9 protein-coding genes are annotated in these 11975 nt (G+C 58.9%); 1 reads left to right on the top strand and 8 read right to left on the bottom strand.

Translation table 11 applies throughout. The features are described from left to right. Window positions 1–141 precede the first annotated feature (141 nt). From rffA to ACA073_RS07330, 8 genes are all read right to left on the bottom strand, one after another. Window positions 142–1287, bottom strand: a complete 1146-nt coding sequence (gene rffA, locus ACA073_RS07365) for a dTDP-4-amino-4,6-dideoxygalactose transaminase (RefSeq protein ID WP_497402712.1) — start codon at window positions 1285–1287, stop codon at window positions 142–144. 51 nt (window positions 1288–1338) lie between these two features. Further along, the gene (locus ACA073_RS07360) at window positions 1339–2016 is read right to left on the bottom strand and encodes a metallophosphoesterase family protein (protein WP_497402711.1); all 678 of its coding nucleotides are present in this window, start codon (window positions 2014–2016) and stop codon (window positions 1339–1341) included. Next, window positions 1997–2974, bottom strand: a complete 978-nt coding sequence (locus tag ACA073_RS07355; protein WP_497402710.1) for an ATP-grasp domain-containing protein — start codon at window positions 2972–2974, stop codon at window positions 1997–1999. The genes ACA073_RS07360 and ACA073_RS07355 overlap by 20 nt, the downstream gene beginning before the upstream one ends. Next, the gene (locus tag ACA073_RS07350) at window positions 2971–3819 is read right to left on the bottom strand and encodes an NAD-dependent epimerase/dehydratase family protein (protein ID WP_497402709.1); all 849 of its coding nucleotides are present in this window, start codon (window positions 3817–3819) and stop codon (window positions 2971–2973) included. Before ACA073_RS07350 ends, ACA073_RS07355 begins: the two co-directional genes overlap by 4 nt. Further along, on the bottom strand, window positions 3816–4544 hold the full coding sequence (locus tag ACA073_RS07345; protein ID WP_497402708.1) for a class I SAM-dependent methyltransferase: 729 nt from the start codon (window positions 4542–4544) through the stop codon (window positions 3816–3818). Before ACA073_RS07345 ends, ACA073_RS07350 begins: the two co-directional genes overlap by 4 nt. A 45-nt stretch (window positions 4545–4589) precedes the next feature. Then, on the bottom strand, window positions 4590–8132 hold the full coding sequence (locus tag ACA073_RS07340) for a glycosyltransferase (RefSeq protein ID WP_497402707.1): 3543 nt from the start codon (window positions 8130–8132) through the stop codon (window positions 4590–4592). Window positions 8133–8179: 47 nt separating this feature from the next. Next, window positions 8180–8881, bottom strand: a complete 702-nt coding sequence (locus ACA073_RS07335; RefSeq protein WP_497402706.1) for a WbqC family protein — start codon at window positions 8879–8881, stop codon at window positions 8180–8182. 325 nt (window positions 8882–9206) lie between these two features. Next, on the bottom strand, window positions 9207–10766 hold the full coding sequence (locus ACA073_RS07330; protein WP_497402705.1) for a sigma-54-dependent transcriptional regulator: 1560 nt from the start codon (window positions 10764–10766) through the stop codon (window positions 9207–9209). A 396-nt stretch (window positions 10767–11162) separates the two neighbouring features. On the opposite strand from ACA073_RS07330, the gene phhA reads away from it, so the two are divergent. Then, window positions 11163–11948, top strand: coding sequence for a phenylalanine 4-monooxygenase (gene phhA, locus ACA073_RS07325; protein ID WP_149632007.1), 786 nt, complete (start codon window positions 11163–11165; stop codon window positions 11946–11948). Window positions 11949–11975: the final 27 nt, after the last annotated feature.

The raw sequence follows: 11975 nt of genomic DNA, 5'->3' as shown, positions 1-11975 counted from the left end.
GCTCGTGTCAGGCGGGTATTTCACCAGATTTGGAGGTCTTCAGAGTTTCCCTAGTGAAACCTTACGGGTACAACTGCCTTGATCAGGCTGTTTGATCTTGCCAGGCGCATTAGCCTTAACATAGTGCATTCAACCGGCCAGTCAGGCCTTTGCCAAAGCACTGGCCAGGACACTCACCACCCGGTCTTGCTGATCACTGGATAAACCGAGCCAAAGTGGCAAACGAAGCAGACGCTCAGAATATCCATCAGTAACATCCATTGAGCCATGCACACGCCCATGGCGCGCTCCAGCGGGCGATGAATGCAGCGGCACGTAATGAAACACAGCATAGATTGCGTGCCTCTTAAGCTCATCAACAATAAACTGGCGCTCCACGCCAGGGGCGAGGAGTACGTAGTACATGTGTGCGTTGTGCTGGCAACTTTCAGGAACTATCGGACGACGCAGTGCCCCTTGCAGCTCAAGTTCTGACAAAGCAGTATGGTAATTGTCCCAGATTGCCAAGCGGCTATTGGTGATGGCTCGAGCTTCTTCCAACTGGGCCCAGAGAAAGGCTGCAGTTATTTCTCCGGGCAGAAACGAGGAGCCCACCTCCTGCCAGGTATATTTGTCCACCTCGCCCCGGAAGAATCGACTGCGATCGGTACCTTTTTCCCGGATCATCTCGGCCTGTATTGCCAGTGCAGGAGCATTGACCAGCAAAGCCCCGCCCTCCCCCGAGATCACGTTCTTGGTTTCGTGAAAGCTGAATGCCCCAAGGTCGCCGATACTGCCCAGGGCTCGGCCCTTGTAGCTTGACATCACACCTTGCGCGGCGTCTTCAACCACAGCTAGCCCATGCTTACGCGCAATGGCCAGGATGCTGTCCATCTCGCAGGCCACACCGGCGTAATGGACGGGCACGATAGCCTTGGTCCGTGGCGTGATCGCCGCCTCGATCAGACGCTCGTCCAGGTTTAGGGTATCTGGACGGATATCGACGAAGACCGGCACCGCGCCACGCAACACGAATGCATTGGCCGTGGAGACGAAGGTGTACGAAGGCATGATGACTTCGTCGCCAGGCCGGATTTCCAGCAGCAAGGCCGCCATTTCCAGCGCAGCGGTACACGAGTGGGTGAGCAATGCCTTGTTGCAACCAGTGTGCGACTCCAGCCAGCGGTGACAACGCTTGGTGAACGGGCCATCACCCGCGAGCATGTTGCCGAACTTGGCCTGGGCAATGTAATCCAGCTCCTTGCCGGTCATATGCGGGCGGTTGAAGAGTATCGTTTCGTTGCTCATTGCAAATTCCCCTGGGTGGGCATGTTAATTAATGGCGCACAGCACAAAACCTCAAACCGTACTGACCCGCCCACCGATCTGAGTGCCTGTATCAAGATTTTCATAGAAGTACGGGGTGAAGCCGGCCCTCTTCATCGCCTGTTGAGTTTCACCAATATCGTATTCAACCCGATGCAGGTTGAACGCTTCACCATCCCAGGTCGCGAACCCGGCCCGAGGATCACCATCACGTGGCTGGCCGACAGAGCCGGGGTTGCAGTAGACCTTGTCTTCGCCGCTCCACAAGTACTGAACATGGGTATGGCCTGATGCGAAATACCGGCCAGGCAACGGCGCGAAATACGCTTGCGATGGCAGCACGTATTCGTCCAGCGGATCGCTCCAGCCGCCATGGACAATACTCACACCCTGCTGGATTGAGTGCTCTGCGAGCGATCCCAGCCATGCCAGATTCTGCGAAGTGATGATGCCCCGTTGATAGTCCAGGCAGGCATTGGCGCTATTGGAGCGAGGACATCGCTCATGCCTGGCCAGGTACCAGTCATGATTGCCCATCACGGAAACGACATTGCGCTCGCGCAAGGCCTCGCAACACTCATTGACCTGACTGTAATAACCGGCCGTGTCACCCAGGCAGATAATCCGCGACACACCCAGTTCATCAAGCTTGGCAAGCACTGTCCGAAGGGCGCTGTAATTGCCATGTACATCAGAAATGATCCCGATCATAGACAATGAAATCCTCTATATAACGAACAGCGAAACCACTACGAATGGTTGGCTGACGCAGTGTCTTGTTGTCGAGGTAATGATCCAGGCACATGGCGGCCTCGTTGTAACCAAATGCGCGGCGTATCGAACTCGTCGAGGATATTCGCGGATTGATCTCAAGCAGGCTCCAGGAGCCGTCGCTGCCACGGCGGAACTGCAAGTTGGTCGGCCCCACCGGCTTGAACGCACGGCAGAGCCTGGCGACCGCCTGATCCAGTGAGTCGTCCTGATACACCCAAGCCTTGGCGGTGGACCCGTCTGAGGCGAGACTGCGCTGGAAGGTGATGGTCGGACCGGTATCGCCCCGGCCATCGCCAAACGCCGCCACGGTGAACTCCTGAGCGGCGCTGCCAATGATGGGTTGCGCCATGAGGTAGTCACCGAGCAGTGCCGCGTGAGGCGTAAAGTCGCGCTCGTCGTGAACCCAGACCAGCCCTTTGGAGGCGTAGCTTCTGCGCGGTTTGAGCAAAAACGGCAGGCCCAGGACAGTCTTGAGCGAGTGAAAATCCCCCGACAGCAGGCTGGGAATACGGCTGGCATCCCCCAGCGCCACCAGTGCCTGGTCCATTGCCCATTTGTCCCTGGAAAGGTCGATCAAGTTCTGGTTGTTGAGCACGACCTGGCAAGCAAATGTGGCCAACAACGCTCGGTTGTCCGACAGCCAGTGAATATCCTGTTCGATCCCCGGAATAAGCAGGTCAACCTTGTGTCTGGCCAGTGTATCGCCCAGCCATTGGCCATACTCCGGGGCAGCGGTCAACGGCGCCTGCTCAAATGCATCGCACCAGCCGCGACCGACAGCATCGTCATAGATATCAGTGCCGACCAGGCGAACGGAGGGGGCCGCCACACGCAACGACTTGAGCAGGCCGTAGCCCATGATGGCCCCTACGCCAGTCACCATGACGGTCTTCATGACAGATTTTCCCGGTGCGCTCTCATCAGCTCAAAGCCCCGGCGAACATCTATTCGCGGAGCGAAACCGATTTGCTCGAACAGCTCACGCGCACAGTCAAAGGGCGGCAGATCGGGGATATCGTTTTTTTCCGGCAGGAAGCAGACATCCACCGGCTTGCCAAACGCCTCGAATGCGGCGTGGGCGATCTCGGAAAGACGGGGGGTTTCGGGGTGGCCGCAGTTGTACACGCCAGCAATGCCCTGCTCTGCCATCCGCGCGCAGACCTCGGCAAGATCACTCAGATGCAGGTAGTTGCGCCTGGCGTCGTTGCTGCCATACAGCTCGACGGTTCGCCCCGCCTGGGCCTTGTCGGCGATGGCGTATAACAACGGTTGGTGAGACCTGCACTGCTCCCCGCTATCGTAGACCTGACTGATGCGCAGGACACTCAACGTCATGCCCCGCTCCTGGCAATACAGGCTCGCCACTTCCTCGGCATGGCGCTTGGACAGCGAGTAGATGCCAAAGTAGGGATCCGTCGCCTGGTCGCTGGCCGAACGCGACGACAGCAGAATAAAATGACGCGCCCCGCATTGTTCGGCCAGGCGGCAGGCAGCCAATGTACCGACACTGTTGACCAGTTCGGCGCGAACCAGATCATCCGGCTGGCCGCCGCCGAAATCGGCAGCGGCCAGCACGACCATGTCGAAGCGCTCGTCGCAGGCGGAGGGCACCTGGCTACTCAAGTCAAAGACAATATCGGCATCCCGGCGCCCTGCCAACTTGACTTGGCCATAGCGCGACAACTCCCGGGCGACCGCCTTGCCAATGGCTGAGGTACTTCCGATTACCAGGCTTTTCATAACCGGGCGACTGTCGCTTCAAGCATCATTGCACAGCAAAGCTCGGGATAATCGATGCCCACGGTGCACATGGCAGTAATGATGTCCGCACTCAAGTTCAAGTCTTTCAATTGCCCGGTGGTGAAAGGTTTGAGAAACAAACCCTCCTTGCGCACCACCTGGAGCCCGGCAGCTTCCAGTTCAGCGGTCAGGGTCTGCAGCGAGTAGCTGCGCACATGGCCCAGCTCCAGATCGCCACGCCCCAGCGCCATCATATCGCCGAGCAGTCCGGCAGCATGACCGAACCGCCGATGCAGAGACTCGCCATTAGGAACCAACACGAAGCAACGACCACCTGGTGCAAGAAAGCGCTTGAACTTTTGCAGTACGGCCTGCGGATCATCGACATGTTCAAGGACAAACCCCATCACGATGAGATCGAAACGCTTGTCGGTGTCGAATGTCTCAAAGTAACTTTCGACGATCTCGGCAGTATTGTCCGGGTACTGGGTCTTGAACTGGGCGATCACCGATGCAGAGCCATCGATTACCGTGTGCGCACTGAAGAACTGCGAGAAGCGGTTGGTGGTGAAACCATGGCCAACACCGAGCTCCAGCAGGCTGTGCTCCTTGGTGCATAGCGCCATGATGCGTTGGGGATACCAATTAAGGATGATGTTGTTGTCATAGGAGTAGCCAAAGCTGTCGCTGTAGGCTGCGATGAAGGTATCAAGATGGTTGCTCATGTCACATGCACTCCGCTGCGCGGCCAAGGTAATAATTAGTACGGATCAATTGGCCAACCAAGCCCGTCGCCAGGCGTCCAGGCGCTCGCCCTCGAGCAGCCACTGCGCACGCACGATCGACTGCAACGCGTCCCCCAGAGTCGCAGAGGCCTCACGGTCTTCCAGATGCAAGCGAATCGCCCGGATCCAGTCTTGCGCCTGGTTGCTCACCCGTGACAGCGGCAATACCTCGCCCCCGACAAAACCCGGCACCCGGCTGCAAATGATCGGATGCCCACAAGCCGCATGCTGCAGGACACGCAGATCAGCAGAACAGGCGTTGCCCAGGGTTTCCGCCATGGGTACCAGCGCAAGATCAAGATTCAACGCTGCCAAGGCCCCTGCCAGTTGGTGCTGCTCGACGCCTGGATGCAGCTCCGACAGCAAAGGCTGCAGGGCTTCGGGGCAGTCGCCGAGCACCACCCACTCGACTTCGTCAGCCAATGCTGGCAGCACATCGGCCAGCAGTTGCGCATCCTTGCCACCCAGCCAGCCCAGGCGTGGCTTGGCCCCCATGCGCCGCTTGCCTTGTACACGCCCCCATGTGGCCGGTAGCAGGCTTTCCAGCACGCGGATGTCGTCGTGCTGGCCCTGCAACAGTTCGGCCAGCGCAGGCGTGGCGACCAGCACCCGATCGGCCTGCATCATCCCGAACCGCAGACGCTCCAGCAGCTCATCGGCAGAGTAATCCCCCTTCAACTCCATCTGCGGCAAGTAACCGTCCAGATCGTAGACCGTGAATACCTTGGAAAACGCCTTCAGGCGGCGCAGAGCCGATAACCCGGCATCATCCAGAGGGCGCTGCAACACCACGCTTGTCGGCGCCAGGCGCTCGATCTCCACCAGCGACAGCAAACTCGAAACAGCCGCGCCGTCGACCTGCCCGGCTTCAAGCAACGCCCTGAGCGGCTGAATCAGTCGCGAGTCACCCGCAGCCTGCTGCTCGGTGACAAAGGCCAACACCCTCGGCACGCTGCCTTGCAACGGATGCCAGCTCAGGTCATTGTTTTCCAGGGCAAAGCCCTCGCCGGCGCGCAGCGAAAAGTTGGCATTGTAGGCCGGGTCGCAGGCCAACTGAGGCAACCAGCGCGCGAACAAGGCATCCTCCTGCTCGCTACTCGCACAGGTACCTGACACAGGGTCCAGCAACAGTCGTGCGTGGGGCGTCCAGACGTTCAGGTAACCCGCCTGCTGCAGCCTCAGACACAGGTCAACATCTGTCCAGGGTGCCAGCAGCGGATCAGTGTCGAAGCCACCTGCCTCAAGGAAAAGCGCTCGACGCAGCATCAGGCATTCGCCGCCAACTGCGGAGCAGTTCTGCTCAAGCCCAAGCCGTCCCATGTAACCCGCATTCTGGGATGACAAGCCCTCAAAAGGCCGACCGACAGTCCCTCCCAGCCCCAATACAAGGCCCGCCTGGCGTATGTTGTTATCGCTATCATGCAACTTGCCTCCCACGGCGCCGACTTCTGGGCGCTGGGCGTGATTGAGCAATGCTTGCAACCACCCAGACTCAAGCACAGTGCTATGCGCATCGAGCCAGACCAGAAACTCGCCGCGCGCCTCCTGCGCCGCCGCATTGCACATGGCCGCACGAGACTGCCCCGGCATGAAACGCAACACCTGGAAACGGCCTTCGCCCATCTGTTCGACCAGCCCCAGCCACTCCAGCAATGCTGGTTCGTCGCAGCCCGGCTCAATCAGCAAGACTTCGTAGTCCACAAGGTCAGTCTGCATCAGCATGCTTTCCAGGCAACGCTGGAAATGCACCAACTGCCCTTCCAGGTAAATCAGAATACTGACCGAGGCCTGCCGCTCATGGCCGTAGTCGATACGATAGCGGCCCGGCCCCCTTTCCAGTGCAATCGCTCGCGCCTGACCATAGCCACGCCCCTGCAGATGCGCATCAATGACCGCGCACTCATCAGCGCATTCCGACTGCCGCACCTCGTTGGCGATCAGCAGGGGTTCGCTGACATGACCAATGCTCGCCCCCCCTCGCTCGCTGATCAGGCGCAGTTGATAGGCCAATTCGAAGGCGCCGCCGCAGGAATTGTCAAAACCGCACAGGCGCACCAGCGCCTCACGACGGTACATCCAGTGACGGGAAAGGCTGGCCGGAAACGCCAATAGCAAATCCAGATTCAGATCGGGCCGCAACGAGATGTCGACCACCCCATCAGCCATACGCTGCGCCTCGTCGGCGTACACCGCCAGGCAACTGTCAGGCGCTTCAAGCAGATTCAGAGCCGTCACCAGCAGCCCCGCGGCGATGAACTCCTCCCCCGCCTCGATCAGCATGAACCAGTCGCTCTGGCTGCATTCGAGCAAGCCATTGATCGCTGCCGCCGGTAGCCTCGGATCACACGCCAACCACTGGACGTTGACACGCCCCGGGTCAGCGCCGCCCATCACGCACACATGGACGCGCTGGTACAACTGTTGATCCAGGCTGTCCAGGGTGCGAGCCAATGCCAACGGATCGCCGTCGTCGCGGACCAGGACAGTGAAGCCAGGCGCCGCCGGGCTCGCCAACCGCTCATTGATCAGACGCAGTTGCTGCGCCAGCGGGTAGCGTTGGCGCAACCAGTCGAGCACACCCAAACGGTTGCCGACCGCCTCTCGAGCGGCAGCCTGGGTTTTGGCTATAAACACGTCCAACTGCTGCCAGAAAGACGCTGTGCGTTCAACATAACGTTGCAATGCACCACCGAGGCTTGCTTGAGCATGTTCCAACGGCTGCGGCTGATCGAGCATGGCAAAGCCAATACTGCCGAAGAAACTACTGTCGAGCAGTTGCTGGTCGACGCCATATCCCGGAATGAATATCACCGGGCATCCACACAGCACCGCGATCACGCACGTCATCGACCACTCATAGGTGTACATCACCTCTGCATTGCGCAGCAGCTCGGCCAGCTCAGGCAGGGCCAGGGCATTGGCCATGCTCAGCAGACGGATACCCGCTGGCAGTTGCGAGTAGTCGATCTGCGCCAGCGGGTGGCGGTTCTGGTACAGATAACACCCCTCGCGCACGGTTCCAGGGACCGGTGTCGAGAACAGCTCGACATCGATGGTCGGCAGGCACAACAGGTCACCGTCAGGGTCGCCACGGTGCTCGCCGAGCCGGGCTGCGTAATAAAAAAACAAGTCGCTGGCCGCGGCTTCCATGCTTTTTCCCGAGATAAAACCCTCGAAGTTCAGTAGAAAACGCGCCACGACCGCACAGTTGAGCGGATTGCCCGTGACCACCTCGGGATAAACCGCAATCGGTACCTTGCCCGCTGCCACATGGCGCTGGGCAATCGTCGAATTGAGCAGCGGCGTCTTCAGTTCTGGATTGACTACATCGGTGCCGTAGATGTAAGCCTCACGCCCATTGAGATTGAGCATATGGCAGAGATAGTGCAGCGAGACGATGCCCGACGAGGTGTCACGGTAAGCAGGCGCCAGAAAGTAGTAAGGATGCTCGGGTTTGGCATACATCAGCCGCAGACGCGCCAACGCCTGTTCGAGCGAGTAAGCGTCCAGCTGCGCAGGGTTCGACATCGGGTGCAATCTCCAGAATCAAATAGGGTGTCGCTGGCAAGGCCCGGTCAGGCAGCCCCTCGCTTCAGAAAAGCCGATGCATCCGCGCCGGTATTGAACAACAGGTCGATGACACTGAGCGCATGCTGGAAGTCGCCGTACACCTGCGGATACTCGGGATAGCCGGCATAGCTCATGTACGACACCGTAATCCCGGCGGCGGCGAACGCCGCTTCGTCGAGGTAGCAACTGGCCGCTGGTCCGGAGAGGTATTCGCTGGCGCCGAGGACCTGACATAGGTGGATCAGGCGCTCATTCCTGCCCTCTACACCTCCCAGCTCCTCGGAACGGTACAGTGGCGTGTGAATTCCCAGCAGGGGGCACAAGCCGGCGATGAACAGGTGGTTGATGCGGGTCAGGTGGGTGAGGCTGGCAGCCTGCTCGTAGAGCGCGCGAATCGGCGCCTCCATCTGGGTGAAGCACGGTGCGCGCCGGTAGCTCTGCTCAATAGTCTTCCAGTGCGCTTCGGCCCAACCCGGACTACTGATCTGGACTTCATTGATCAACTGTCCGAGACGGCCCTTCTTTTTGACCGGAATACTCAGCCAGTGCTCACCCTGAGCGGTCTTGATCTTGTTGCGGTTGCGCCAGTCACACCGGGTGTACTGAACATCGTCATACAGGATGAACGCATCGACGCTGCGGATCAGATCGAAATAGCCCTTCCAGGGAATATAGTTCGACTGCACCACAGCTATCTTCTTTTGCATCCTGAACCTCATGTATGCAGCGGAAACCGGGGCTCTGCCCTGTCAAAAAATCGCCACCAAACAATGAAAAAGTGGTGACTAGCCCCGGTCCAGCAAATCACATGCCAGCTATGCCAGTTGCGCGAGCACTCCAACTGCGGGCACAAGGCATCCACCGGCTCGACAGCCGAACTGAGCCCGGCCGCTGAATGCGCTTGGCCAGCGCTCGGCTAACACTGGCGTCCCCTGTCGGACTTGTTCATGAGCGGCGCATCAATAACGAAGACAAAACAATTTGCCTCACTATTTAGGTATTTCCAGGATCAACAAACACAGCAGATGCCCGCTATGGCTCAGTCTTGCCGACTTCATACTCACGCAATTTATTGGCAATAGTGGTATGGGAAACCCCCAACCGCTTACCCAACTGCCGACTGCTTGGATGCTCGGAATACAGGCGTTCAAGGACTGCTTTCTCGAAGCGCCCGACAATCGCGTCCAGCCCACCCTCCAGCGAAAAATCGCCAAGCGGCTGACGCACGCCATAATCCGGCAGGCGAATATGCTCGGCCTTGACCGTCCCGCCCTCACACAGGGAAACCGCCTGGAACAGCACGTTTTCAAGCTGCCGAACATTGCCCGGCCAATGATAATGACTGAGCCGCTCCATGGCCGCCGGCGCCAGTTTCGGCAGCGGACAACCGATCTGCCGACTGGCCTGATCGAGGAAGTGCTCCACCAGCGGCGTCAAGCCATCCAGGCATTCACGCAGCGGCGGGATGTGCAACGACAGCACGTTCAAGCGGTGATACAAATCCTGGCGAAACTCGCCACGGGCGCACAATTCCGACAGGTCGACCTGCGTTGCGCAGATCACTCGCACATCCAGATAAACCTCTTCGTCACTGCCTACACGACGGAAGCAACCATCCTGCAGGAAGCGCAGCAATTTCACCTGCAAGCGCGGACTCATTTCCCCGACGCCATCGAGAAACAGCGTTCCGCCCGCCGTCAACTCCAGCAGCCCGAGCTTGCCTTCGGCGCGAGCGCCTTCGAATGCGCCGGGGCCGTAGCCGAACAACTCGGTCTCGGCCATCGACTCCGGCAGCCCGGCACAGTTAAGCGCCATCAACGGCGACTGCCCCCGCGGACTGGCCAGGTGACAGGCCCGCGCCAACAATTCTTTACCGGTGCCGGTTTCGCCTTCTATCAATAGTGGCGCATCCAGCGGCGCCATGCGCCGGGCTTCACGCACCACGGCGGCCATCACTTTCGAACTCTGGAAGATGCTGTCGAACCCGCGCAGCTCCTGCTTGCGCACGTTGTAAATGCGCTCCCCTACCCGATCGGCACGATGCAGCGTCAGCACCGCGCCGGCCATGGCTTCGCTGTCGTCATGCTCCGATTGCAGCGGCGCGATGTCGGCCAGAAACACGTCGCCCTTGACCTTGACCCGCAGCCCGTTGATCCGCGACTTGTTGGCGCGCACCAGCTCCGGCAAATCGAAATCCTCGGCATACCGCGACAACGGAATCCCCGGCACCTCATCGACACGCACCCCGAGCAACTGCGCCGCCGCGCGGTTGGCCGCGACGATCGAACCGCCCATGTCGATCGACAGCACCGGAAATTCCAGGGCGCCGAGCAAGGCATTGAGTTCCATGTGCCGACGCTCGCTGGGCATCAGCCCTACACGCTTGACGCCAAAGACTCCGGCAATCGATTCGAATTTCGGACGCAGCGCCTGGAACTGAATGTTGATCAGGTTCGGGCAATGCAGGTAGATCGCGTTGCCATGCTCCCCGCCCACTTCGCCGCGAGCGACGTTGATCCCGTACTCGACCAGCAAGTTAAGAATGTCGCGCAGGATGCCGATGCGGTTCTGGCAGTGAACTTTGATACGCATATAAAGGCCCGAAAAAAGCGGTGAGTTGATGCCTGGCACGCAACCTGTGGGAGCGGGCTTGCTCGCGAAATCGTAGGCACATCCAACATTGATGTATCAGACAGACCGCCTTCGCGAGCAAGCCCGCTCCCACCCTGAATTGCAGTGCCCTCGGATATATTTTTTGCCGAGAAGCTCATTTAGTCGTCAAGATTATGTGACACCTGTGAGCCTTTTCAAACCCGAAAATCTCAAGCGCAGCGCCATAGCAGCCTTTCCGTAACGAAAATTTTACGAAAACCGACGAATTTTCCTACGCACTAAGGCTTTCACCTGCTGCAACATCGCAATTCCTGAGGTATTTCTGAGTCCATAGCAGGACATAACAAGAACGAAATCCCCTAGCAGGAGAGCAGCATGAAGCAGACGCAATACGTGGCTCGCGAGCCCGATGCGCAAGGTTTTATCGACTACCCCGCCGAAGAACACGCGGTGTGGAACACGCTGATCACTCGCCAACTGAAAGTGATCGAAGGGCGTGCGTGCCAGGAATACCTGGACGGTATCGAAAAACTCGGTCTGCCCCACGACCGCATTCCGCAACTCGGCGAAATCAACAAAGTCCTCGGTGAAACCACCGGCTGGCAAGTTGCCCGGGTTCCCGCACTGATTCCCTTCCAGACCTTTTTCGAACTGCTCGCCAACAAGCAGTTTCCAGTGGCGACCTTTATTCGTACACGCGAAGAGCTGGATTACCTGCAAGAGCCGGACATTTTCCACGAGATCTTTGGCCACTGTCCGCTGCTGACCAACCCCTGGTTCGCTGAATTCACCCACACCTACGGCAAACTCGGCCTACAGGCTTCCAAGGAAGAACGCGTGTACCTGGCGCGTCTGTACTGGATGACCATCGAGTTCGGCCTGGTCGATACACCACAAGGCCAGCGCATTTACGGCGGCGGCATTCTCTCCTCGCCGAAAGAAACCGTTTACTGCCTGTCGGACGAACCTGAACATCAGGCGTTCGATCCGCTGGAATGCATGCGCACGCCGTATCGCATCGACATCCTGCAGCCGCTGTACTTTGTCCTGCCGAACCTCAAGCGTTTGTTTGACCTGGCCCACGAAGACATCATGGGCATGGTCAAGCAAGGCATGCAGCTGGGTTTGCACACACCGAAGTTTCCGCCGAAAGCCGCGTGATCCGTAGCTTTTAGAATCAAGTGAGCC

The sequence above is a fragment of the Pseudomonas sp. LBUM1670 genome (assembly GCF_059695695.1).
The sequence above is the reverse complement of the archived record's forward strand: the minus strand, read 5'-3'. Positions and strand labels throughout refer to the sequence as shown.